A 21,814-nucleotide genomic window follows, 5' to 3' on the forward strand; every position below is an offset into this window, starting at 1 on the left:
GCGCGAGCGCCGCCGGGCGGCGGACAATGCGCGGCTTCACGAGGATTTGCGCATGGACCAAGAATTCCTGGACGGCATCGCCGAGCAGTTCGCCGACATCCCGATGGACGAGCTGATCAGCGGCCCGCTGATCGCCGACTGCGACCCCGCGCTGAAGGCCGCGCTGGCGCAGGCGCGCTACATCCGCTTCGCCGGCTTCGCGCTCGACGCCGACGGCGGCCTGCCGCAGGTGAAGTTCGAGTGGCAGCGTGCCGACGCCGCCGTGCCCGAGATCCTGCAGGTGCCGCTGCCCGGCACGACGCCCGACGACCTGAGCGACACGCTGGCCCGCGAGGGCGGCGGCAGCCTCTGAGCGGCATGGCCACGACGAGCCGTGCCCGGGCCGAGGACGAGGCGCGTGTCGAGCGCCGGCTGGAAGACCTCGAGGTCAAGCTCGCCTTCACCGAGGACCTGCTGGAGAAGCTCGACACCGTCGTCGTGCGCCAGCAGCAGCAGATCGACCTGCTGACCCGCGAGCTGCTCGAGCTGAAGCGCCAGGGCGCGGCCGCCGAGCCGGCGACCTGGCGCAGCCTGCGCGAGGAACTGCCGCCGCACTACTGAGCGGCGGCCTCGCGGCGGCGCACCAGCCGCACGGCGTTGGGCAGGTTGCGGTCGTCGAGCACCTCGTCGCCGCTGCGGAAGTCCAGCGCCCAGGCGTCGTAGTCGTTGCCGGGCTCGGCGTCCGAAGTCCAGAACCACAGCGGCGGCGTCGCCGGGAAGACGCGGCCGTCGATCGCCGGGTCCACGCAGTGGCCGTCGACCAGCGTGCGCAGCTCGGCGCGTGTCGGCAGCCGCCAGTCGTGGCGGCCCAACCAGCCGTCGCGCGCCAGGCGTGCGACCAGGTCCTGGGCCTGCATCGCGCTCAGCCGGCGCGGCGCGCCGTCGCTGCAGTCATCGCCGGTCTGGCCCCAAGGGCAGCGCTGCCACTGCAGGCCACGCGCCGGGTCGTCGACCAGCTCTGGCGAGACGACGGCGAAAGCCGGCGGCGGGCGCACGCCATCGCGGCAGATCGGCGCCGCGCCGGCGGCGGCCGCCAGCAGCAGCGCGGCGGCAAGCATCAGCGCTCCAGCGCCGCCTTCACGACGCGGAAGACGTCGGTGTTGTCGACGTAGCGGCCGTCGTCGTTGTGGCCGGTGACCTCGGCGAAACGCGGGTCGCGGCCACGCTGGTGGGCGGCGAACCGCTCCGCGCCGGCACCCCGCGCCCACAGCCGCACCAGTTCGTTGGTGTGGTTGTCGCTCCAGAAACGCGGCGCCGGGCGCACGCCGGCGCCGCCGTTGGGCACCGGCTGGAAGGCGACGCGGTCGGACTGCGGCCCCATCGGCATCGCGTTGCCGTGGTCGGTGGTGACGATCAGCAGGTTCTGCTGCCAGCCGCCGTGGGCGGCGATCCAGGCCTCGACGACGGCCAGCGCGGCGTTGAACTCGGTCTGCTCTTCGACCAGACGGCCGGCCTGGTTGGCGTGCGCCGCCCAGTCGACGGCGCCGCCCTCGATCATCAGGAACAGGCCGTCGGGGTCGCGCTCCAGATGGCGCAGCGCGGCGCCGGCCATCGTCGCCAAGTCGGGCACGGTGGCGATGCGGCGCACGCCGCTGGGCTGCGCCGGGTCGGCGCCGAGCACTTCTTCCTCGCGCGCCTGCTGCAGCGTCCAGCGCACCCGCGGGATGCCGAGCAGCGGGCCGTCGACACGGCGCTGGCCGGCGGCCAGGCGCTCGAACTCGGCGCGGTCCTCGACCAGCGTCCACGGCCGCTCGGCACCCGCCGGGCGCAGCGTGCCGGCGCGCAGCTCGCGCCACTCGGCTTCGGCGAGCACGTCCCAGCGTTTGCTGCAGGCCGTGCGCGCGGCGCAGTCGGCGGCCGACAGGCCGAGCACGCTGGCGCCGTTGCCGTCGTGCTCGGGGTGGCCGGCGCCCATGATCAGGTCGAGGTTGCCGTCGCGCAGCATGTCGCGTGCGAGCTCCGTCATGCGGCTGCGGCTGGCATTGCGCGCGCCGAAGGCCGCCGGCGTCGCGTGCGCCAGCGGCACCGAGGTGACGACGCCGGTGGCCTTGCCGGCGCCGCGCGCGATGCGTGTCGCGAAGTCCAGCGGCTGGCCGAAGTTGTCGACGTTGATCGCGTTGTTGTAGGTCTTGGTGCCCGAGGCCAGCGCGGTGCCGGCGGCGGCCGAGTCGGTGTACTGGCGCTTCAGGTACTGGTAGCCGGCGATCGCGGTGGCGTAGGCATCGCCCGGCACCGGCGCCACCGGGCTCGGGTCCCAGGCGCGCGCGGGGTCGTAGCTCACCTGCGGCGTCGCGTCGTGCGTCGGCTTCGTCGAGGTGTTCAGCGGGAAGGTCGTGACGCCCCAGCGCTCGGTCAGCAGCTGGTACTCGGGCAGGTCGTTGGCGCGTGCGCCGGCGCGGAAGTGGGCCGCCATCTCCCAGGTGTTCCAGCTGGCGCCGTCGCTGATCATCACGATGACGTTCTTCGGCTTGGCAGGCGCCGGCGCGGACGGCGCGGCGGCGCAGGCCGACAGCAGCGCGGCGGCGGCCAGGGCAGCGAACACGGTGCGGCGCGGCGGGACGGCGGGGGGAGTCGGGCGGCGGGTCATCGGCGGAGGCTCGGAATTCGCGGGAGCCGCGAGCCTAGCCCATGCCCGTGTCGCGAGCCTTGATATTGCGACAGCAATATCATTAAGGCCCTGCTCCCCGCCTCCCTCCATGGAACGCAACACCCGCCAGCGCTCCGCGATCCGCGACGCGATCGCCGAAGCCGCGCGCCCGCTGCTGCCGCAGGAGGTGCTGGAGCGCGCGCAGCGCACGGCGCCCGGGCTGGGCATCGCCACCGTCTACCGCAACCTGAAGGCGCTGGTCGACGAGGGCCTGCTGCGCACCGTGACGCTGCCCGGCGAGGTGCCGCGCTACGAGGCCGCCGAGCACCGCCACCACCACCACTTCCAGTGCACGCGCTGCCAGCGTGTCTTCGACGTGCATGCCTGCCCCGGCGATCTGTCGCACCTCGCGCCGCCGGGCTTCAGCGTCGAGGACCACGAACTGACGCTGTACGGCCGCTGCAGCGACTGCGCCGCGGCACCGAACTGAGACCGGAGAACACGATGCTGATGGCAGGGGCGCTGACCCGGCTGGCCGGCGCGGCGCTGATCGTCGCCGTGCTGTGGGCCGCCGTCGCGTGGGCGCTGTCATGAGCCCTCGGGACTTGTCCGGGGCTCGTTCCCGCCTGGCGGGACCGGCCGACGGGCCGAAGGGTGCCCCAGTGACCGCCGCCGTGCGCCTGCACGACCTGACGGTCGCCTGGCGCGGCCACCCCGCGGTGCACCACCTGAGCGGCAGCTTCGCGGCCGCCAGCGCCACCGCGATCGTCGGCCCCAACGGCGCCGGCAAGAGCAGCCTGATGGCCGTGCTCGGCGGCACGCTGCGGCGCTACCAGGGCCGTGTCGAGCGCGACCCGGCGCTGCGGGTGGCCTACCTGCCGCAGGCCGGCGAGATCGACCGCTCGTTCCCGGTGCGGGTGCAGGAGTTCGTCGCGATGGGGCTGTGGCAGCGCATCGGCTGCTTCGGCGTCGTCGGCGCGGCGATGCGCCGCCAGGTGCACGAGGCGCTGCACGCCGTGGGCCTCGAAGGTTTCGACGACCGGCCGATCGGCGAACTGTCGGTGGGCCAGATGCAGCGTGTGCTGTTCGCTCGCCTGGTGGTCCAGGACGCGGCGCTGATCCTGCTCGACGAACCCTTCAACGCGCTGGACGAACGCACCACCACCGACCTGCTGGCGCTGCTGGAGCGCTGGAAGGCCGAGGGCCGCACGCTGATCGCCGTGCTGCACGACCTGGAGCAGGTGCGTGCGCATTTCGAGCACACGCTGCTGCTGGCCCGCGAGAAGGTCGCCTGGGGCCGGACGGCCGAGGTGCTGTGCGACGAGCACCTGGGCGCCGCGCGCCGCATGGCCGAAGCCTGGGACGCGCACGCGCCGCGCTGCGCCACGGAGGCCACGCCGTGATCGAGCTGCTGCAACCCTTCGTCGAGTTCGGCTTCATGCGCCGCGCGCTGGTCGCGACGCTGGCGCTGTCGCTGGGCGCGGCGCCGATCGGCTGCCTGCTGGTGCTGCGCCGCATGAGCCTGGCCGGCGACGCGCTCGCCCACGCGGTGCTGCCGGGCGCGGCGGTGGCCTACCTGATCGCCGGGCTGTCGTTTCCGGCGATGAGCGCCGGCGGTTTCGTCGCCGCGCTGATCGTCGCGCTGGCCGCCGGCTTCGTCACGCGCAACACGCCGCAGCGCGAGGACGCGAGCTTCGCCGCCTTCTACCTGATCGCGCTGGCGCTGGGCGTGCTGCTGGTGTCCTGGCGCGGCAGCCAGGTCGACCTGATGCACCTGCTGTTCGGCAGCGTGCTCGCCGCCGACGACGCGGCGCTGCTGCAGACCGCCGGCGTCGCCAGCCTGACGCTGTTCGCGCTGGCGCTGGCCTGGCGCCCGCTGGTGCTGGAAAGCTGCGACCCGGGCTTCCTGCGCAGCGTCGGCGGCCCCGGCGCCACCGTGCACGCGCTGCTGCTGGTGCTGCTGGTGGCCAACCTCGTCAGCGCCTTCCAGGCCCTGGGCACGCTGATGGCCGTCGGCCTGATGATGCTGCCGGCCGCCGCGGCACGTTTCTGGGCCGCCGGGCTGGCGGCGATGTGCACCGTGGCCGCGGCGATCGGCGCCGCCTCGGGTGCGATCGGCCTGCTCTGGAGCTACCACGCCGAGCTGCCGTCGGGCCCGTGCATCGTGCTCGTCTGCGGCCTGGCCTATCTCGGTTCGGTGCTGCTCGGCCGCCGCGACGGCGTGCTCGTGCGGCGTTTCCAGGCCGCCCACCATCTGCAACGCTGAGACCATGACCCCCCTGCCCCGCCGTTCGCTGCTCGCCGCCGCACTGGCCTGCGCCGCCGCCCCCGTCTTCGCCCAGGCGCCGCGTGGCGGGCGCATCGTCGCCAGCTTCTCGATCCTCGCCGACCTGGTGCGCGAGGTCGCGCCGCCGGACTTCGAGGTCGGCTCGCTGGTCGGCGCCGACGCCGACGCCCACGCCTGGGAGCCGCGCCCGGGCGACGTGCGCAAGCTCGCCGGCGCCGACCTCGTCGTCGTCAACGGCCTGGGTTTCGAAGGCTGGATGACGCGGCTGGTGAAGAACTCGGGTTACCGCGGCGAGATCGTCGTCGCCAGCGCCGGCATCACGCCGCGCCACGCGGCGCACGACGACCACGACCACGACCATGGTCATGGCCACGACCACGGCGACGCCGACCCGCACGCCTGGCAGGACCTGGCCCACGCACAGCGTTACGTGGCGACGATCGCCGCCGCACTGGCGCGGCGCTGGCCGCAGCGCCGCGCCGAGTTCGAGGCCCGCGCCGCGGCCTACGGCGAGCGCCTGGCGACGCTGGACACGCGGCTGCGCCGCCTCGTCGACACGGTGCCGCGCGAGCAGCGCCGCGTCATCACCTCGCACGACGCCTTCGGCTACCTGGGCGCGGCCTACGGCATCGAGTTCCTCGCGCCGCAGGGCTGGACGACGCACAGCGAGCCGTCGGCGGCGGCCGTCGGCCGGCTCGTGCGCCAGATCCGGCAGCAGAAGGTGCGCGCGGTGTTCGTCGAGAACATCAGCGACCCGCGGCTGGTCGAGCGCATCGCGCGCGAGACCGGCGCGCGCCTCGGCGGCCGGCTCTATTCGGACGCGCTGTCGGCGCCGGGCGGCCCGGCGGCGAGCTTCGTCGCGCTCTACGAGTACAACGTGCGCGCGCTGGTCGCCGGCATGAGCGGCGCCTGAGGCGCCGCCCCGGCCTCAGCCGCGACGGCGGCGCGCGGCGCCGACGCCCGCCAGGGCCAGCACCCCGAGCGCCAGTGTGCCCGGCTCGGGCACGTCCTGCGGGTTCTCGTCGAACACCAGCGAGGTCGTGATCTGCAGGTTGGACTGCGTCGTGTGGCGCTCGGCGAAGAAGAAGTCGAACGAGTAGGTGCCGGATTCGCGCGCGTTGGCGCCGGAGAACAGCGCATCCAGGTTGACCGTCTGCGACTGCGCGCCGTGCACGCCGCCGAGGTCGATGCCCAGCAGATCGTCGAAGTACACCCAGACGTCGTCGTCGCCGGTGAAGGTGAACTCCTGGCCGGCGCCCTTCAGGTACGAGAACGTCGTCGAGATCGTGTACGTGAAGTGGTAGTTGTGGTTGCGGCCCTCGTTGCCCAGCAGCTGGCCGTCGATCGGGAAGAAGCTGTTCGACGAATAGGTGTAGAGACCGGGAGAGGTCTCGTCGAGCACCAGCGCGTACGAGGCGCTGGCGGTGGGCCGGGTGTACCAGAGGTCGAAGGCGCCGGCCCCGGTGTTGGAGATCACCGACTGGCCGAGCGCGGTGAGCGTCGGCGAGGCACCGCTCAGCGTCGACTGCACGTAACCCTGGCCGGCGGCCAGCGCTCCTTCGAAGTTGATGCCGTCGGCGTTGAAGTCGCGCACCGTGCCGGTGAGCGTCAGCGTGCTCGCCGACGCGGCGCTGGTGGCGGCGGCGAGCAGGGCCGCGGCGAAGAGCTTGGATCGCATGTTGTCCCTCCGGGTGTTCGGGGCATTGTCCGCAGCCGTCGTCCGGCCGTGATCCCCGGAGGCGCGGGGAGCGCTGCGCTCACCCCCTCGTTCGCGGCGGGCTCAGCGCAGGGCCCAGGCCAGCGCCGGCGCGACGAGCACGTTCAGCGCCCCGACCAGCACCATCACCAGCCCGGCGACCGCGCCTTCCTCGGCGCCGACACGGTGCGCCTGGGCGACGCCGGCGCCGTGTGCGCCCATGCCGAACAGCGCGCCGCGTGCCAGCGTCGAGCGCAGCGGCAGCCAGCGCAGCAGCGCCTGGCCGATCGTCGCGCCGAGCACGCCGGTGAAGACGACGAACACCGCCGCCAGGTCGGGCACGCCGCCGATGTCGCCGGCGACCGTCATCGCGAACGGCGTGCTGACCGAACGCGGCACCAGGCTCAGCCGCAGCTCGCCGCCGACACCCAGCCAGGACGCCAGCCACCAGGCGGTGAGGATGGACACCGTGCTGCCGACGACCATGCCGACGGCCAGCGCCGCGGCGTGGCGGCGCAGCAGCGCACGCTGCTCCCAGACCGGCACCGCGAAGGCCACCGTCGCCGGCCCCAGCAGCGCCAGCAGCCAGTGCGTGCCGCGCAGGTACTCGGCATAACTGCCGTGCAGCGCCAGCACGACGAGCAGCAGCACCGCCGGCGCCAGCACCAGCGGCAGGGTCCAGGCGCGCGGATGGCGGCGGTGCAGCGCCTTGGCCGCGGCGTAGGCGGCGATCGTCGGCGCCGACCACAGCAGCACCGCCGCGGCAGCCGACGCCGAGAACACCGCCATCACGGCTGCGCCCCGCCGCGGCGCAGCATGCACTCGACGGCGAGCGCGGTGGCGGCCATCACCGCCAGCGTGCCGCCGGCGATGACGACGAGCAGCTTCAGGCCCAGCCAGCCGAAGAGCTCCGGGTGGTCCAGCACCGCCAGCACCGCCGGCACGAAGAACAGCAGCATCTCGGCGATCAGCCAGCTCGCGCCGCGGCGCCAGCTCGCCACGCGCACCGCGCCGGTGGCCAGCAGCACGAACAGCAGCGCCATGCCGACCAGCCCGCCGGGCAGCGGCAGGCCGGTCGTGCGCACGATGAGTTCGCCCGCCGCCCAGACCGCGCCGATCGCGCCCAGCTGGGCGATGCGGCTGCGCCGCCAGCGGCGCCGCAGCGCCACCGTCGTGCCATGCCAGTCGGGTGCGAGATCCATGGCTTGCACTCTAGGTTGCAGCGCAGCATGATGAAAGCGAATGTTTGGACTGCGCTCCAGTCCCTTTTGGAATGGACATCAAGCTGCGCGCCCTGCGCGCCTTCATCGAGGTCGTGCGCCAGGGCGGTTTTTCGCCGGCGGCGCGCCAGGTCTTCGCCACCCAGTCGGCGGTCAGCAAGGCGGTGCGCCAGCTCGAGGACGAACTGGGCGTCGTGCTGCTCGACCGCGGCGTGCAGCCGGCGCGCCTGACCGACGCCGGCGAGGTCGTCTACCGCCGCGCGCTGGCGCTGCTGGCCGAGCAGGACGACCTGCGCGCCGAACTCGACGAACTGCGTGGCCTGCAGCGCGGCCTGCTGCGCCTGGGCCTGCCGCCGATCGGCAGCAGCCAGCTCTTCGCGCCGCTGTTCGCTCGCTTTCGCAGCCTGTATCCCGGCATCGAGGTGCAACTCGTCGAACACGGCAGCAAACGCCTGGAGCAGATGCTCAGCGACGGCGAGCTCGACCTCGCCGGGCTGCTGGCGCCGACCTCGGCGGCCTTCGACTGGCAGTCGGTGCGCGAAGAGCCGATGTGCGTGCTGGTCGCCGAGTCGGTGCCGCTGGCGCTCGACGGCGACTCGGTGGGCTTCGCAGCGCTGGCGGCCCAGCCCTTCGTGCTGTTCGAAGCCGGTTTTGCGCTCAACCCGATGCTCGTCGACGCGGCGCGCAGCGCCGGCTTCGAGCCGCACGTCGTCGCACGCACCAGCCAGATCGACTTCATGGTCGAGCTCGTCGCCGCCGGGCTCGGCGTCGGCTTCCTGCCGCGGCTGATGGCCGAGCCGCGGCGCCGCCCGGGCGTGCGTGTGCTCGCGCTGGCCGAGCCGGCGCTGGTCTGGCACATGGCGCTGGCCTGGCGCCGCGGCGGCTACCTGCCGCACGCCGCACGCGCCTGGCTGGCGCTGGCAGCGGCCGCCGCCTAGGGCGTTCAGCGCACCGGCAGCGCGCGCGGCACCCAGCCCGAGGCGCCGAGCACGTCGACCCGCGCCCGGCGCGCGACGCTGTAGTGCAGCTCGGTGCCCGGCGCGACACCGAGCTCGTCCAGCCGGCGCTGCAGCAGCGCACGCGCCGGCGCGAGCTCGTGCACCTCGATGTCGATGCGGTGGAAACGCAGCGGCCGAACGCCGGCGCCGCCAGCCTCACCGAGCGAGCCGCCCCAGCCGAGCAGCGTGCCCTGGCCGGCTTCGGCGAGGGTCTGCTCGAGCGCGGCGTGCAAGGCATGGTGCGCGTCGGCCGCTTCGTCGGTCGACGGGATCTTCAGATACAGGAATTCCATGGACGGCAGGACGGCAGGCGCCGGGGACGGGCGCCAGAACACAACGTGCGGGGCCGGGGTTGCGAGGACACCACCCCGGCACGCCGAAGTCCGCGGCGCGACGCCCGCGGCGGCTTAGACTGCCGCCGCGGCACCTGCCGCCATGACAAGGAGGAGAAGCCGGCGATGGGCATGCGCACCACGCCCGGGCGCTGTCGCCCGAGTTCGGCCCCCCATCGGCAGCGTGGCCCTGCCGGGCGCCTGCGGCCTGCACGATGACCACGGCGCTGCTGGCCACCGCCCGCCGCCGTCGCGTGCTGCCGCTGGTCGCCACCGCGCTGCTGCTCGGCGCCGTGCTGGCCTGGGGCTGGCTGGCGCATCACCGCGCCGTGGCCAGCGCCGACGCCCAGACCGCCGCGCTGCGCCAGATCGCCGCCGAAGTCGAGCCCGGCATGCTGGTGCTGGCCGCCGGCAGCGGCGACACCGCGCCGGCCGCGGTCGCGCAGCGGCTGGACCGCGCGCGCAACGAGCTGCTCGAACTCGGCCGCCGTGCCGCGGCCGATGCACCGGCGGCTCGTTTCTCGGCCGCGCTGGACGCGGCGCTCGCCGCCCCCCACGAAGGCCGCACACTGCGCGCGCTCGCCGCCGCCTGGCGCGACTTCGAGGACACGACACAGGCCGGCGCCGAGCAGCGCCGGCGCGACGCCGACCGCCGCTTCGCGCTGCTGCTGCTGAGCGCCGCGGCCCTGGTCGCCGCGGTGCTGGCCTGGATGCTGCGGCCCTTGCGCGCCGATGCCGCGCTGCCGGACGCGCCGCTGGAGGCCACCGGCCACAGCGTCTTCGAACCCGGCGAACATCCGCTGGCGCGCCTGTCCGGCGAGACGCCGGCGATGCTCGTCGCCTACTGGGACCGGGCACTGCGGCTGCGTTTCGCCAACCAGGCCTATCTCGACTGGTACGGCCTGGAACGCGACGCGGTGCTGGGCCGCACGATGGGCGAGGTGCTCGGCGCCGAGGTCCCGGTGCGGCGGCGCGAGGCGCTGGAGCGTGTGCTCGCCGGCGAGGTCGTGCAGACCCGGCTCGACATCGAGGGCTCGCGCGGGCGGCGCGGCCACTTCTGGGTCTACCGCCTGCCCGACAAACGCCGCGGGCGCATCGCCGGCTTCTACTTCATCGCCAGCAACGTCAGCGAGCTGCAGGACGCGCGCCTGGCCGCCGAAGCCGCCAACCTGGCGCTGGCGCGCGCGGAGGCCTTCACGCGCGAGCTGGCCGACACGCTGCCGGCGGTGGTGCTGTACTGGGACCACGAGGAACGCTGCCGCTTCGCCAACCTCGCGGCGCAGGACTGGTTCGCGCGCGGCGAGGCCGAGCTGCTGGGCCGCTCGATCGCCGAGCTGATCCCCGCCGAGCAGTACGAGGCGGCGCGGCCCTTCATCGAAGGCGCGCTGCGCGGCGAACGCCAGGAGTACGAACGCACGCTGGTGCGCGCCGACGGCCGCGCCGTGCCGCTGTACGCGCACTACGTGCCGCGTGTCATCGACGGCCAGGTGGTCGGCTTCCTGGCCGTGCTGACCGACGTCGGCGCGCTCAAGCAGGCCGAGCAGCGCCTGGCCGAGGCCAACGGGCAGCTCGAGCAGCGCGCCGCGCAGGCCGAGGCGGCGACCCGCGCCAAGAGCGCCTTCCTGGCCAACATGAGCCACGAGATCCGCACGCCGATGAACGCGATCATCGGCCTGACGCACCTGATCTCGCGCGCCACCCAGGACCCGCTGCAGCGCGAGCGGCTGCGCAAGGTCGACGGCGCGGCCGCGCACCTGCTGCAGATCCTCAACGACATCCTGGACCTGTCCAAGATCGAGGCCGGCAAGCTGCGGCTGGACCCGGTGGACTTCTCGCGCGACGAGCTGATCGCGCGGGCGCTGGACGTCGTCGAGGCCAGCGCACGCGCCAAGGGGCTGGAGCTGGTGCTCGACACCGACCACCTGCCCGCGCGGCTGCGCGGCGACGCACGGCTGCTGTCGCAGGCCCTGATCAACCTGCTGGGCAACGCGGTGAAGTTCACCGAACACGGTTGGGTGCGGCTGCGCGCCGCGCTGCTGCGCGAGCACGGCCAGCGGCTGCAGGTGCGCTTCGAGGTCCAGGACACCGGCATCGGCATCGCGCCGGAGCAGCAGGCCCGCCTGTTCACGGCTTTCGAGCAGGCCGACAGCTCGAGCACCCGGCGCCACGGCGGCACCGGGTTGGGGCTGGCGTTGACGCGCCACATCGCCGAGCTGATGGGCGGCAGCGCCGACGCCGTCAGCCGCCCCGGCGCGGGCAGCACCTTCGGGCTGACCGTCTGGCTCGAACGTGCGGAGTCCGTGCCTCCGGAGTCCGGCTCGCTGCCGCCGTCGCTGCGGGCGCTGGTCGTCGACGACCTGCCCGAGGCGCGCGAGGCCATCGCCTCGCAGCTGGAGCTGCTGGGCGTGCAGGCCGACACGGCCGACGGTGCCGAGCCGGCGCTGGCCCGGCTGGCGGCAGCGGGCCCGCGTCGCTACGACCTCTTCATCGTCGACTGCGTGATGCCGGTCTGCGACGGCTTCGAGACGCTGCGCCGGCTGCGTGCGGCACCCGGCGGGGCCGGGCCGGCGGCGGTGCTCGTCAGCGCGCACGACGCCCCGGCGCTGCGTGAACGCGCTCGCGACGCTGGCTACGGCGCGGTGCTGATGAAGCCGCTGACGCCGTCGGCGCTGCACGACACGATCGCGCAGCTGCTGCGCTCGTCGCCGCGGACCGAGACCGCGGCCGATGCCTCGGAACCGGCCTTCGTGCGCCTGTGCGCACGCGCCGCCGGCCGGCGCGTGCTGCTGGCCGAGGACAACCCGGTGAACCAGGAGGTTGCCGTGGCGCTGCTCGAGTCGGCGGGGCTGGAGGTCGTGGTCGCCGACGACGGCGCCCGCACCGTCGAGCTGGCCTGCGGCTCGCCGCCGTTCGACCTCGTGCTGATGGACGTGCAGATGCCGGGCATGGACGGCCTGACGGCCACGCGCACGATCCGTGAACGCGCCGGCCGCACGCTGCCGATCGTCGCGATGACGGCCAACGCCTTCGGCGAGGACCGCGAGGCCTGCCTGGCCGCCGGCATGGACGACCACGTCGCCAAGCCGGTCGATCCGGCGATGCTGTACACGACGCTGCTGCGCTGGCTGGACTGACGCTATTCGGCGCGGAAGCCCGAGGCACGCAGCAGCTCGGCGCCGACGGCCGCCTCGCGCGCCACGAAGCGACGGAACCCGTCGCCGCCGAGCACCGCCGCGCTGAGCCCCAGCGGGGACAGCGCGCCGGCGTCTTCGAGCGCCCGCGCCGCGGCGCCGATGGCGCCGGCCAGCGCCTGCACACGCGCGGCCGGCGTGTCGCGCGGGGCCCAGACGCCATACCAGGAGTGGTGCTGGAAACCCGCGAAGCCGCTCTCGGCGAAGGTCGGCACCGCGGGCAGCAGCGGGCTGCGTTCGGCCGCGCTGATCGCCAGGGGTCTGACGCGGCCCGCACGTGCCAGCGGCAGCAGCGCCACCACCGAATCCAGCAGCAGGTCGGCGTGGCCGCCGGCAACGTCCATCAGCGCCGGCTGCGTGCCCTTGTACGGCACGAGGTTCAGGCGCAGGCCGGCACGGCGCTGGAAGTCCAGCGTCGCGAGGTGTGCGGGAGCACCGAACGCGGGCACGCCGGCGGTCCAGACCCCCGGCTCGCGGCGGATGGCCGCGACGAGGGCCTGCAGGCCGGGCTCGGCTCGGCCCGGGGCGACGACGAGCAGCAACGGCGCCTGGCCGAAACGCGCGACGGCGGCGAAATCGGTCTGCGGGTCGTAGGGCGGCAGCACCAGGACCTGGCGCGTGAAGACGTGGGTGGCGGCAGAAAACAGCAGCGTGCGGCCGTCAGGCGGGGCCGCCATCACGAGGCGGCCGCCGATGGTGCCGCTGGCACCCGGGTGGTTCTCGACGTTCACCGGCGTGCCCAGCACCGCGGGCAGCGCGCCGGCCAGCGCACGCGCCACGGCGTCGACGCCGCCACCGGGCGCGAAGGGCACCACCAGCCGCAGCGGCGTGGCCGGCGTGGCGGCGGCCACCTGGCCGCCCGCCGCCCAGCCGAAAGCCGTGATCAGCAGCGATCGGCGCCTCAGCGCCGGCATTCGCGCTCCACCATGACGCCTCCGGAACGGCCGAGATGGCCGGCGGAGACGAGCATGCAGCCACCGCCCGCCAGGCGCAATGCCCCGTCCCGGGCTGCGCAGCGTGCGGCGGAGCGGTCGAACGAACGCGCCGCCGAGGCTTCACTGGACGCGCAGGTCGTCCAGCGTCTTGCCGGCGGCGAGCGCGGCGCGGATCCACTCCGGGCGCTTGCCGCGGCCGACCCAGGTGTTGCCCTGGCCGTCGGCATAAACCGGCTTGCCGGCGGCCTTGCGCGAGCGCGCGGCCCTGGGCGCCAGGCCCAGATCGGCGGCGCTCAGGCCATAGGCGGCGATCTGCGCCTTGATGTCGGCGACGACGTCGGCGATTTCCTTCTTGCGCAGCGATTCGGCCTCGGCCTTGAGCTTTTCGATCTGCGCCTGGATTTCAGCGTAGGTCGCCGTGGGCGCTGCATTCTTCTTGGTGGCCATTCGGTGATGTTCCGTCATTTGTCGGGTTGAAAAGGATAACGCGAAAACGCCGCAGCGCGCAGGACGGTTTACACCGACCTCGCCGCGCACAGGCAAATGGCAACGCAATGCGAAAGAGGATCGTGCCGACGGCAGCGGCTTCGCATGCGACCAAAGCCGGCCGATCGGGCGTCGATTCAAGGGGCCGACCGCAACACGACACGCGCCAATGCGGCGCAATGGCCGCGCCTCAGAGCCAGCCGAAATGGGCGCGCAGCTGATGCGCCGTGAGGTTCACCGGATCGACCGGCGCCTGGGGGAACTGGCGCATCGCCGCGCCGCGCCAGCCGCCGGGGTTCTGCCCGAGCACCGCGATCGACTTCAGGCGCCAGCCCGCCGATTCGAAGTGTTCGAGATACCTGCCGGCATCGGGCATGTTCGCCGGATCGACCGGATTGGCCAGTGGCCAGAGGCAGAACAGCACCGCCGCGCAGCGCCGGCCGGCAACCTCATGAACGAAGTCGGACGGCGTCGTGCGCGTTTCCTGCAATGCGCCGGCACGTGCATAGAGCCGGAATGCGGGGGCGCCCGAGACGGGCTGGATGTCCCGCAGGCTGCGATTGAAACAGCCGCTCAGGCTGCGCACGAGGGTCGACTTGCGCGTGTTCGGGTTGCCGATCAGAACGTAGGCTTGCACGGGGAGTCCCGGAATGTCGTGCCGGCCCGATGATGCCGCAGACCGCGGGCGCGGGATATCAGCGCGGCGGCGGAACGCACGCAGCGGCGTCGCGCCGGTCCAGCAGGCGCACGCCGTCGGCGCCGACGCCGAGCAGCAGATCGGCGTCGCCATGGCGCACCAGCACCAGCCGCTCGCGTGGCCCCAGCGCCAGCGTGCGCAGCACCCGCAGTTCCGGCGCGCCGGCGTCCGCGGGCGGCTGGGCGAAACGCCGCATCCAGCGCAGCCCGAACCACGCCAGCGCTAGCACGAAGGCCAGCGCGAGCACGCTGCCGGCCAGCCCGCTCCACGCCACGCTCATTGGAGGGCTCATGTCGCGGGCTTCCGGGACGCCGCCGGCGGCCGGCCGGCGTAGGCACTCAGGTCCTCGCCCGGCGCGGGCCGTGCCGGCGGGCCGTCGCCGCGTTCCATCGCCTGGCGCACCTCGCGCGCCCAGAGGATGACCTCGGCGACGACGTCGAACAGGTCCGCCGGCACCAACTGGCCGACCTCGCCGCGGCCGAGCAGGTCGCGCGCCAGCGGCACGTTGCGCACGATGGGCACGCCGGCCTCCTCGGCGGCTTCGCGCATCGCGCGGGCGACGTGGTCCTCGCCCTTGGCGCTGATCGTCGGCACCGGGCAGGTGTCGCGGTCGTAGTCGATCGCGATCGCGACGTGCGTCGGGTTGACGACCAGCACGTTGGCCTGGCGCGCAGCCTGCTGCGCGTTGCGCTGCGACCATTCCTGGTGGGCCTGGCGGCGCTGCTGGCGCACCTGCGGGTCGCCTTCGCTTTCCTTGGTCTCCTGCTTGATGTCGCGCAGGCTCATGCGCAGCTTCTTCGTGAACGAATGGCGCTGCCAGGCCATGTCCAGCGCGGCGACGAGCACGAAGGCGACGAGCGTCCAGGTCAGTGCCTGGCGCGTCACCTCCAGCAGCAGCGTGCCGACGGCCCCAACGCCGGCCGGCGCCTGCAGCAGCCGCGCGCTGTCGGCCAGAACGCCGCGCAGCACCAGCGCGCCGATGGCCAGCAGCAGCACGCACTTGGCCAGCGACTTGGCGAGCTCGACGAGGTTGTCCAGGCCGAACATGCGTTTGATGCCTTCGACCGGGTTCAGGTGCTCGGCCTTGGGCTTGAGCCGCTCGGCGCTGAACACCGGGCCGGCCTGCAGGAACTCGACGAGCACGCCCAGCGCCGCCGCCGGCAGCAGCGCCAGCGCGCTCAGCCACAGCGTGGTGCGCCAGGCCAGTTCGCCCAGCGCCGGCGCCGCGACCTCGAAAGGCCGGCCGATGCTGGCCAGCGCCGCGTCGGCCAGCGCACCCAGTTCGCGCCCGGCGTAAGCCGAACCCAGCACGACGACCGCCAGCCAGGCCAGCAGCGGCACGGTGCTCGACAGGTCGCGGCTCTTGGACACCTGGCCCTTGCGGCGTGCGTCCTGCAGCTTCTTCGGGGTCGGCTTCTCGGTCTTGTCGCCGCCGTCGTTCTTGTCGGCCATGGGCGGGCGCGTCCTCCTCTGGATGGCAGACGCGATCCTCGGCCCGACCCGCTGCGGTTGACACCTCGGGTGCAACGGCCTGTTTCCTAGGGATGCCGGCCGCTGCCATATGAAAGGGCGGACCTAGCGGATGGCACAGACGGATACCGAATGGACGAGTTCGATGTGACCGCCGTCACGAAGTCCCGGGAGCATCGCGCCGCGCACCAGAAGAGCCGTCATAAGCCGTCAGAGGAGGTCATGTGCGACGCCGTGAGGCCTGTGCCCCCGGATCAGTCCGGCATTCCGTTTTTTTTGTCGCCGCAGCGCTGACGCTGGCCTGCAGCGCGAGCTTGGCGGCCACGCCGGAACTCGACGCCGAGACCTGCGCCGCGCTGCGCGGCGCGGCCTCGGCCAAGTTCAGCCTCGGGCTGCAGGCCTGCGGCGCCGAGGCCCCCGCCGCGCCGGCGCCGCTGCCGCGCGCACGGCAGGCGCAGCAGCTGCAGATGTACGACCCGGCGCCCGTGCCGCCGGCCCCGGCGGCCCTGGCGGCGTCGGCCGCGCCGGTCGCCGCGCCGGCGCCCGTCACGCGGCGCTGGCCAGCCTCGCTGGGGCGGGCGCTGCAGCTCGCGCCGGTGGTCGACGAGGTCGCGCTGGCCGAGAACCTGGACCCGCTGCTGCTGCACGCCATCGCCCATGTCGAGTCGCGCCACGACGCCGCCGCCGTGTCGCACGCCGGCGCCCGCGGCGTGCTGCAGCTGATGCCGGCCACCGCGGCGCGCTACGGCGTGCAGGGCCGCAGCGCGCTGCACGACGCACCGACCAACCTGCAGGCCGGCGCGCGCCATCTGGCGATGCTGCAGCGCCGCTACGGCGGCGAACTGGACCTCATGCTGGCGGCCTACAACGCCGGCGAAGGCGCCGTCGAGCGCCACGGCCGGCGCGTGCCGCCGTACCGCGAGACGCAGGACTACGTGCGCCGCGTGCTCGGCGAGTACGGCCGTTTGCGCGCCGCCGCGGCCAGTCTGGTGCCGGTGACCGTCCGATGAGCCTCGCCGCCTATTTCGCGTCGGCCCGCACGACGCGCGGCAGCCTGTTGTCGCGCTACGGCGATCTGGCGCTGGTGGCCGGCGTCGTCGTCATCGTCGCGCTGATGGTGCTGCCGCTGCCGCCGCTGCTGGTCGACGTGCTGGTGGCGACCAACATCTGCAGCGGCGTGGTGCTGCTGCTGGTGGCGATCTACGTGCGCTCGCCGCTGGAGTTCTCGGTCTTCCCCAGCGTGCTGCTGATCACGACGCTGTTCCGCCTGGCGCTGTCGATCGCGACGACACGGATGATCCTGCTGGAGGCGCACGCCGGCCACATCATCGACACCTTCGGCCGCATGGTCGCCGGCGGCAACCTGGTGGTCGGGCTGGTGGTGTTCCTGATCATCACCGTCGTCCAGTTCATCGTCATCGCCAAGGGCGCCGAACGCGTGGCCGAGGTCGCGGCACGCTTCACGCTCGACGCGATGCCCGGCAAGCAGCTGTCGATCGACTCGGACCTGCGCTCGGGCGTGATCGACAAGGACGAGGCGCGCCGCCGCCGCCGCGAGCTGGAGCTCGAGAGCAAGCTGCACGGCAGCCTCGACGGGGCGATGAAGTTCGTCAAGGGCGACGCCATCGCGAGCATCGTCATCGTCGTCGTCAACGTGCTCGGCGGGCTGGCGATCGGCGTGCTGCAGAAGGACATGACGCTCGCCGGCGCGATGCACACCTACTCGATCCTGACGATCGGCGAGGGGCTGGTGGCGCAGATCCCGGCGCTGCTGGGCGCGATGTCGGCCGGCCTGCTGGTCACGCGCGCCACCGACGAGGAACGCGACCGCCACCTGGGCGACGCGATCGGCCGCCAGGTCGCGGCCAAGCCGCGTGTGCTGCTGGTCGCTGGCGGGCTGTGCGTGCTGCTGGCCGCGGTGCCGGGTTTCCCGGCGCTGGTCTTCCTCGGCCTGGCCGCCGTGCTGCTGGGCGGCGGTGCGCTGCTGACGCCGGCGCTGCGCAGCGTGCTCGAACGCCGCCTCGGCCCGACGCTCAGCAAGGTGCCGCGCCGCGAGGCCGCCGCCCCGGGCGTGCTGAGCACCGCCGCACCCGAGCCGCGCCCGGCAGTGCCGCTGCTGCTGGAGCTGCCGCAGAGCGCGCTCGACGCGGCCAGCGCACGCGCCCTGGTCGACGCGCTGTCCGAGGTGCTCGACCGCTTCCAGCTCCAGCTCGGCCTGCTGCTGCCGCGCATCGCGGTGCACCCGCGGCCGGCCGAAGCCGGCGCCCCCGCCGGCTGGCGGCTGCTGGCCTTCGAGGTGCCGATCGCCGAAGGCGTGCTGCCGCCGGCGCCGCTGCCCGCGGCGCTGGCCGAGGCCTGCCACCAGGCGCTGCGCCGCCACGCCGCGCTGTTCCTCGGCACGCAGGAGACCGGCGCGCTGCTGGCGCGTGCCGGCAGCGACTACCCCGACGTCGTCAAGGAGGCGCTGCGCGCGCTGCCGCTGGCGCGGCTGGCCGAGATCCTGCGCCGTCTGGTCGAGGAGGAGGTGCCGATCCGCAACCTGCGCGACGTGCTCGAAGCCCTGGCCGACGCCGCGCAGCGCGAGAAGGACGTCTTCGCGCTGACCGAGATGGCGCGCATCGCGCTGCGCCGCCAGACCAGCCACCGCGCCGCGCCCGACGGCGTGCTGCGCGCGGTGCTGCTGACGCCCGAGTTCGAGGACCGGCTGCGCGCCGCGGTGCGCGTGGCCAACGGCCAGTCGACGCTGGCGCTGGACCCGGCCGATGCCCAGGCGGCGATGCAGCGCCTGGCGCAGGCGGTGCGCACCAGCCGGCCGGCGGCGCTGCTGACCGCCGTCGACCTGCGCCGCCACGTGCGCAAGCTGGTCGAGGCCGAGTGCTTCGACACCCCCGTGCTGAGCTACCACGAGCTGATGCCGACGCTGCGCCTGGAGGTGCTGGCGCGTGTCGGCGACGAGCCCGCCGTGCAGCTCGAGGCAGCGTGAGCCGCCGCCCCCCGACGAGCCTCTCCCCCGATGAACCCCATTCCACGATCGCTGCCCGCCCGTCTCGCCGCGCTGCTGCTGGCCGGCACCTGCCTGGCCGCCCAGGCCGCGCCGATCCCGTTTGCCGAACGCCAGGTGCGGCTGACCGCGCGCGAGCAGCCGGTAGCGCAGTTCCTCGAGGACCTGTTCGGCCAGGTCGACGTGCCGGTGGCCGTCAGCGAGCAGGTGCGTGGTGCGGTCAACGGCGCCTTCGAAGGCGACGCCGAACGCGTCTGGGCCAAGGTCGCGCGCAGCTTCAACCTCGTCGGCTACTACGACGGCACGGTGGTGCACGTCTACGTGCCCGCGGAGCTGGGCACGCGCACGCTGCCGATGTCGCGCGAGGCCGCGGCGCGCGTGCGCCGCAGCGCGCAGGAGCTGAACATGCTGGACGCGCGCCACACGCTGCGCGCCACCGCCGAAGGCACGCTGGTGGCCGCCGGCACGCGGCGTTTCCTCGATCAGGTCGAGGAGCTGGCGCAGGGCCAGCGCGCCCAGGCCGCGGCGGCGGCGCCGCAGGGCTTCGAGGTGCACTTCCTGCGTTATGCCTGGGCGCACGACGTGGCGGTGAGCTTCGGCGGGCGCGACGTCGTCGTGCCCGGCGTCGCGTCGATCGTGCGCGCGCTGATGACCAGCCAGGCGCGCAGCCGCATCGAGATCAGCAGCCACGAGCGCCCGGCCCCGAGCACCGTGCCCAAGCTGCGCGGCCAGGGCCTGGCGGCGCACGCCGCGCCCGAGCCGCAGCCGCCTTCGGCCGCGGCGCTGCTGGCCGCCTACGGCGCGGCGCCGGGCACGCTGCCGGCCGCCGCCGCGGCCGAGCCCGCCGCGCTGCGCCTCGTCGACCCCTCGCTGGCGCGCGTCGAGGCCGACACGCGGCTCAACGCCGTCATCGTGCGCGACGACCCGCAGCGCCTGCCGCAGTACCGCCAGCTGATCAGCGCGCTCGACGTCGAGCCGCAGGCGCTGGAGATCGAGGCGCGCATCGTCGACATCGACACCGACCGGCTGCGCGAGCTGGGCATCAACTGGCGGCTGTCCAGCGGGCGCTCGTCGCTGCTGTTCGGCAACGGGACGAACAGCGACACGCTGCTGTCGGGTTCGCAGCGGCCCGAGGACATCACGCCGCAGGGCAAGGGCGGCTTCCTGTCGGCCGTGCTCGGCGGCGCCGACGAGCTGGCGCTGCGCATCAACGCGCTGCAGGACCAGGGCGCGGCCAAGGTCGTGTCCAGCCCGCAGGTGCTGACGCTGTCGGACGTCGAGGCGGTGTTCGACACCAGCCGCACCTTCTACGTGCGCGTCGCCGGGCGCGAGGACGTCGACCTGTTCTCGGTGTCGGCGGGCACCACGCTGCGCGTCACGCCGCACGTCTTCCGCGACGAGCACGGCGTGCGCATCAAGCTGCTGGTGGCGATCGAGGACGGCGCGCTGTCGCAGCAGCAGGTCGACCAGATCCCGGTCGTCGAGCGCGCCTCGATCAACACCCAGGCGCTGATCTTCGAGGGCGAGAGCCTGCTCGTCGGCGGCCTCACGCGCGAAGCCAGCAGCAACGGCGTCACCAAGGTGCCCTTTCTCGGCGACATCCCGGTGCTGGGCAACCTGTTCAAGAGCAGCGTCGACAGCCTGCGCCGCACCGAACGCCTGTTCCTGATCTCGCCGCGCCTGGTGCCGGCGCGGCGTGTCGCCGCCACTGCACCCGAGGGCGCCGCGCCGCCCGCCACGGAGAACCGCCGATGAACACGCCGCCCGCCCCCGCCGCCCACGAGCTGCGTGTCCTCGACGGCCCGCAGCGCGGCGCCTGCGTCGTGCTCGAGCCCGGCCGCGCCTACCGCGTCGGCCGGCGCTGGGGTTGCGACGTGCTGCTGCGCCCGCAGGCCGGCAACGACGGCGCCGAGCTGACGCTGACGCTGCAGCCCGACGGCCGGCTGCATCTCCAGGTGCAGGCCGGGCGCGTGCGCTGCGGCCGGCGCGAGCTGGAGCCCGGCCAGGCGCTGGCGCTGTCGGCGCTGCAGCCGCTGGAGATCGACGGCGTGCGCCTGGCCGCCGGCCCGCTGGGCAGCCCGGCGTGGGTGGCGCTTCTCGAAGGCGGCTTGCCGCCGCCGCCCGCGCCCGAACCGGCGCGCCCTGACGAACTCCGCCAGCGCCTGCACCGCTGGGGCCGCTGGCTGCGCCTGGGCGGCGCGGCGCTGGCCGCGACCTCGCTGTCGATGTTCGCGCTGGCGATGGTCGCCACGCCGGCGGCGCCGACGCCGGCGCAGCAGGCGCGCCAGGCGCAGGCCCTGCTCGCCTCGGCCGGCTTCACCGCCGTCGAGGTCGCGCCCGAGTCCGGCGGCCTGCTCGTCAAGGGTTACCTGGAGACCCAGGCCCAGCGCACACGCGCCGAGCAGTTGCTCGCCGGCCAGGGGCTGGCGGCGCGGCTGGACGTCTGGGTCAACGAGGCCATCGCGCACGCGATCGAGGACGTCTACCGCGTGCACGGCGTCAAGGCCGAGGTGCAGCCCAGCGGCGCCGGCGCGATGCGCGTGCACACCGCGCTCACCGACCCGGCGCCGCTGGCCGCCATCGAGCGCCTGGTGCGCCGCGACGTGCCCGGGCTGCACAGCCTGCAGCCCGTCAACGAGCCGCCGCAGCGCACGCCCAGCCCGGTGCCGGCGCTCGACGACCCCGGCAAACGGGTCGCCTCGATCGTCGCCGGGCCCGAACCCTATGTCGTCACGGTCGACGGCACGCGTTACTTCGTCGGCGCGATGCTGCCCACCGGACACCGCATCGAGCAGATCGACGGCAGCCGCGTCGAGCTCGAACGTGAAGGCGAGCGCTCGGCCATCGCCTTCTGATCCCCGTCCCCACCCAGGAG

General features: G+C 74.0%; 24 protein-coding genes. 13 read left to right on the forward strand and 11 right to left on the reverse strand.

The annotated features are described in order from the left end of the window. The first annotated feature begins 52 nt into the window (after positions 1 to 52). Positions 53 to 352, forward strand: coding sequence for a hypothetical protein (locus G5B56_RS09525; RefSeq protein ID WP_164963041.1), 300 nt, complete (start codon positions 53 to 55; stop codon positions 350 to 352). 5 nt (positions 353 to 357) lie between these two features. Beyond that, positions 358 to 600: a SlyX family protein gene (locus tag G5B56_RS09530; protein ID WP_164963042.1), complete on the forward strand. Its 243-nt coding sequence runs from the start codon at positions 358 to 360 to the stop codon at positions 598 to 600. Here the strand turns inward: G5B56_RS09530 and G5B56_RS09535 are convergent. Next, on the reverse strand, positions 594 to 1,097 hold the full coding sequence (locus tag G5B56_RS09535) for a DUF1566 domain-containing protein (protein ID WP_164963043.1): 504 nt from the start codon (positions 1,095 to 1,097) through the stop codon (positions 594 to 596). The genes G5B56_RS09530 and G5B56_RS09535 overlap by 7 nt on opposite strands. After that, the gene (locus G5B56_RS09540) at positions 1,097 to 2,581 is read right to left on the reverse strand and encodes an alkaline phosphatase (protein WP_240920682.1); all 1,485 of its coding nucleotides are present in this window, start codon (positions 2,579 to 2,581) and stop codon (positions 1,097 to 1,099) included. Before G5B56_RS09540 ends, G5B56_RS09535 begins: the two co-directional genes overlap by 1 nt. Before the next feature lie 154 nt (positions 2,582 to 2,735). Here G5B56_RS09540 and G5B56_RS09545 point away from each other — a divergent pair, with 154 nt between their 5' ends. The 4 genes from G5B56_RS09545 to G5B56_RS09560 all read left to right on the forward strand — a co-directional run bounded on the left by G5B56_RS09545 (position 2,736) and on the right by G5B56_RS09560 (position 5,826). Continuing rightward, positions 2,736 to 3,116: a Fur family transcriptional regulator gene (locus G5B56_RS09545; RefSeq protein ID WP_009857030.1), complete on the forward strand. Its 381-nt coding sequence runs from the start codon at positions 2,736 to 2,738 to the stop codon at positions 3,114 to 3,116. Positions 3,117 to 3,288: 172 nt separating this feature from the next. After that, a complete protein-coding gene (locus G5B56_RS09550) occupies positions 3,289 to 4,029 on the forward strand; it encodes a metal ABC transporter ATP-binding protein (protein WP_164963045.1) in 741 nt (246 codons plus the stop codon). A 35-nt stretch (positions 4,030 to 4,064) separates the two neighbouring features. Further along, the gene (locus G5B56_RS09555; protein ID WP_050801749.1) at positions 4,065 to 4,892 is read left to right on the forward strand and encodes a metal ABC transporter permease; all 828 of its coding nucleotides are present in this window, start codon (positions 4,065 to 4,067) and stop codon (positions 4,890 to 4,892) included. Positions 4,893 to 4,896: 4 nt separating this feature from the next. Beyond that, a complete protein-coding gene (locus G5B56_RS09560; protein WP_164963046.1) occupies positions 4,897 to 5,826 on the forward strand; it encodes a metal ABC transporter solute-binding protein, Zn/Mn family in 930 nt (309 codons plus the stop codon). Positions 5,827 to 5,841: 15 nt separating this feature from the next. Here the strand turns inward: G5B56_RS09560 and G5B56_RS09565 are convergent, their stop codons facing one another. The 3 genes from G5B56_RS09565 to G5B56_RS09575 form a co-directional block, all read right to left on the reverse strand. Beyond that, positions 5,842 to 6,591, reverse strand: coding sequence for a fibro-slime domain-containing protein (locus tag G5B56_RS09565; RefSeq protein ID WP_164963047.1), 750 nt, complete (start codon positions 6,589 to 6,591; stop codon positions 5,842 to 5,844). Between the two features lie 102 nt (positions 6,592 to 6,693). Beyond that, positions 6,694 to 7,398, reverse strand: coding sequence for an LrgB family protein (locus G5B56_RS09570; protein WP_164963048.1), 705 nt, complete (start codon positions 7,396 to 7,398; stop codon positions 6,694 to 6,696). Next, entirely contained in the window at positions 7,398 to 7,811 is a 414-nt protein-coding gene (locus G5B56_RS09575; RefSeq protein WP_009857036.1) for a CidA/LrgA family protein, read from the reverse strand. Before G5B56_RS09575 ends, G5B56_RS09570 begins: the two co-directional genes overlap by 1 nt. 77 nt (positions 7,812 to 7,888) lie before the next feature. Here G5B56_RS09575 and G5B56_RS09580 point away from each other — a divergent pair, with 77 nt between their 5' ends. Further along, complete coding sequence (locus G5B56_RS09580) at positions 7,889 to 8,767, forward strand: LysR substrate-binding domain-containing protein (RefSeq protein ID WP_193384726.1); 879 nt, start codon at positions 7,889 to 7,891, stop codon at positions 8,765 to 8,767. A gap of 5 nt (positions 8,768 to 8,772) precedes the next feature. On the opposite strand, the gene G5B56_RS09585 is transcribed toward G5B56_RS09580, so the two are convergent. Further along, on the reverse strand, positions 8,773 to 9,120 hold the full coding sequence (locus G5B56_RS09585) for a hypothetical protein (protein WP_009857038.1): 348 nt from the start codon (positions 9,118 to 9,120) through the stop codon (positions 8,773 to 8,775). A gap of 254 nt (positions 9,121 to 9,374) precedes the next feature. Here G5B56_RS09585 and G5B56_RS09590 point away from each other — a divergent pair, with 254 nt between their 5' ends. Next, positions 9,375 to 12,293, forward strand: a complete 2,919-nt coding sequence (locus G5B56_RS09590; RefSeq protein WP_164963049.1) for a response regulator — start codon at positions 9,375 to 9,377, stop codon at positions 12,291 to 12,293. A gap of 2 nt (positions 12,294 to 12,295) precedes the next feature. Here G5B56_RS09590 and G5B56_RS09595 read toward each other — a convergent pair whose 3' ends face one another. The 5 genes from G5B56_RS09595 to sctU all read right to left on the reverse strand — a co-directional run bounded on the left by G5B56_RS09595 (position 12,296) and on the right by sctU (position 15,920). After that, a complete protein-coding gene (locus G5B56_RS09595) occupies positions 12,296 to 13,264 on the reverse strand; it encodes a tripartite tricarboxylate transporter substrate binding protein (protein WP_009857040.1) in 969 nt (322 codons plus the stop codon). 141 nt (positions 13,265 to 13,405) lie between these two features. After that, entirely contained in the window at positions 13,406 to 13,732 is a 327-nt protein-coding gene (locus G5B56_RS09600) for an H-NS family nucleoid-associated regulatory protein (RefSeq protein ID WP_009857041.1), read from the reverse strand. Between the two features lie 229 nt (positions 13,733 to 13,961). Continuing rightward, on the reverse strand, positions 13,962 to 14,408 hold the full coding sequence (locus G5B56_RS09605) for a hypothetical protein (protein ID WP_009857042.1): 447 nt from the start codon (positions 14,406 to 14,408) through the stop codon (positions 13,962 to 13,964). A 58-nt stretch (positions 14,409 to 14,466) separates the two neighbouring features. After that, positions 14,467 to 14,760, reverse strand: a complete 294-nt coding sequence (gene fliO / locus G5B56_RS09610) for a flagellar biosynthetic protein FliO (RefSeq protein WP_164963050.1) — start codon at positions 14,758 to 14,760, stop codon at positions 14,467 to 14,469. Next, positions 14,757 to 15,920, reverse strand: coding sequence for a type III secretion system export apparatus subunit SctU (gene sctU, locus G5B56_RS09615; protein WP_164963051.1), 1,164 nt, complete (start codon positions 15,918 to 15,920; stop codon positions 14,757 to 14,759). Before sctU ends, fliO begins: the two co-directional genes overlap by 4 nt. A 150-nt stretch (positions 15,921 to 16,070) precedes the next feature. Between sctU and G5B56_RS09620 the strand changes: the two genes are divergently transcribed. The 5 genes from G5B56_RS09620 to sctD are packed head-to-tail and all read left to right on the forward strand — an operon-like array spanning position 16,071 to position 21,794. After that, positions 16,071 to 16,232 carry a hypothetical protein gene (locus G5B56_RS09620; protein ID WP_155983597.1) on the forward strand — a complete coding sequence of 54 codons (162 nt, stop codon included), beginning with the start codon at positions 16,071 to 16,073 and terminating at the stop codon, positions 16,230 to 16,232. A gap of 20 nt (positions 16,233 to 16,252) precedes the next feature. Beyond that, entirely contained in the window at positions 16,253 to 16,948 is a 696-nt protein-coding gene (locus tag G5B56_RS09625) for a lytic transglycosylase domain-containing protein (protein WP_051141722.1), read from the forward strand. Next, the gene (locus G5B56_RS09630) at positions 16,945 to 18,921 is read left to right on the forward strand and encodes a flagellar biosynthesis protein FlhA (protein ID WP_009857455.1); all 1,977 of its coding nucleotides are present in this window, start codon (positions 16,945 to 16,947) and stop codon (positions 18,919 to 18,921) included. The genes G5B56_RS09625 and G5B56_RS09630 overlap by 4 nt, the downstream gene beginning before the upstream one ends. 30 nt (positions 18,922 to 18,951) lie before the next feature. Next, positions 18,952 to 20,694 (forward strand): type III secretion system outer membrane ring subunit SctC, encoded by a 1,743-nt coding sequence (sctC, locus tag G5B56_RS09635; RefSeq protein WP_164963052.1) that lies wholly within the window; start codon positions 18,952 to 18,954, stop codon positions 20,692 to 20,694. Further along, entirely contained in the window at positions 20,691 to 21,794 is a 1,104-nt protein-coding gene (gene sctD / locus G5B56_RS09640) for a type III secretion system inner membrane ring subunit SctD (protein WP_009857264.1), read from the forward strand. Before sctC ends, sctD begins: the two co-directional genes overlap by 4 nt. Positions 21,795 to 21,814: the final 20 nt, after the last annotated feature.

The sequence above is a fragment of the Rubrivivax sp. JA1026 genome, assembly GCF_011065555.1.
Classification (GTDB): Bacteria; Pseudomonadota; Gammaproteobacteria; order Burkholderiales; family Burkholderiaceae_C; genus Rubrivivax; species Rubrivivax benzoatilyticus.

Coding starts and splice junctions, on each gene's coding strand:
- sctC (WP_164963052.1), top strand. CDS start 18,952: ATGAACCCCATTCCACGATCGCTGCCCGCCCGTCTCGCCGCGCTGCTG.
- sctD (WP_009857264.1), top strand. CDS start 20,691: ATGAACACGCCGCCCGCCCCCGCCGCCCACGAGCTGCGTGTCCTCGAC.
- G5B56_RS09575 (WP_009857036.1), bottom strand. CDS start 7,811: ATGGATCTCGCACCCGACTGGCATGGCACGACGGTGGCGCTGCGGCGC.
- G5B56_RS09585 (WP_009857038.1), bottom strand. CDS start 9,120: ATGGAATTCCTGTATCTGAAGATCCCGTCGACCGACGAAGCGGCCGAC.
- G5B56_RS09620 (WP_155983597.1), top strand. CDS start 16,071: ATGGACGAGTTCGATGTGACCGCCGTCACGAAGTCCCGGGAGCATCGC.
- G5B56_RS09560 (WP_164963046.1), top strand. CDS start 4,897: ATGACCCCCCTGCCCCGCCGTTCGCTGCTCGCCGCCGCACTGGCCTGC.
- G5B56_RS09565 (WP_164963047.1), bottom strand. CDS start 6,591: ATGCGATCCAAGCTCTTCGCCGCGGCCCTGCTCGCCGCCGCCACCAGC.
- G5B56_RS09570 (WP_164963048.1), bottom strand. CDS start 7,398: ATGGCGGTGTTCTCGGCGTCGGCTGCCGCGGCGGTGCTGCTGTGGTCG.
- G5B56_RS09555 (WP_050801749.1), top strand. CDS start 4,065: ATGCGCCGCGCGCTGGTCGCGACGCTGGCGCTGTCGCTGGGCGCGGCG.
- G5B56_RS09630 (WP_009857455.1), top strand. CDS start 16,945: ATGAGCCTCGCCGCCTATTTCGCGTCGGCCCGCACGACGCGCGGCAGC.
- sctU (WP_164963051.1), bottom strand. CDS start 15,920: ATGGCCGACAAGAACGACGGCGGCGACAAGACCGAGAAGCCGACCCCG.
- G5B56_RS09530 (WP_164963042.1), top strand. CDS start 358: ATGGCCACGACGAGCCGTGCCCGGGCCGAGGACGAGGCGCGTGTCGAG.
- G5B56_RS09535 (WP_164963043.1), bottom strand. CDS start 1,097: ATGCTTGCCGCCGCGCTGCTGCTGGCGGCCGCCGCCGGCGCGGCGCCG.
- G5B56_RS09590 (WP_164963049.1), top strand. CDS start 9,375: ATGACCACGGCGCTGCTGGCCACCGCCCGCCGCCGTCGCGTGCTGCCG.
- G5B56_RS09525 (WP_164963041.1), top strand. CDS start 53: ATGGACCAAGAATTCCTGGACGGCATCGCCGAGCAGTTCGCCGACATC.
- G5B56_RS09595 (WP_009857040.1), bottom strand. CDS start 13,264: ATGCCGGCGCTGAGGCGCCGATCGCTGCTGATCACGGCTTTCGGCTGG.
- G5B56_RS09545 (WP_009857030.1), top strand. CDS start 2,736: ATGGAACGCAACACCCGCCAGCGCTCCGCGATCCGCGACGCGATCGCC.
- G5B56_RS09600 (WP_009857041.1), bottom strand. CDS start 13,732: ATGGCCACCAAGAAGAATGCAGCGCCCACGGCGACCTACGCTGAAATC.
- fliO (WP_164963050.1), bottom strand. CDS start 14,760: ATGAGCCCTCCAATGAGCGTGGCGTGGAGCGGGCTGGCCGGCAGCGTG.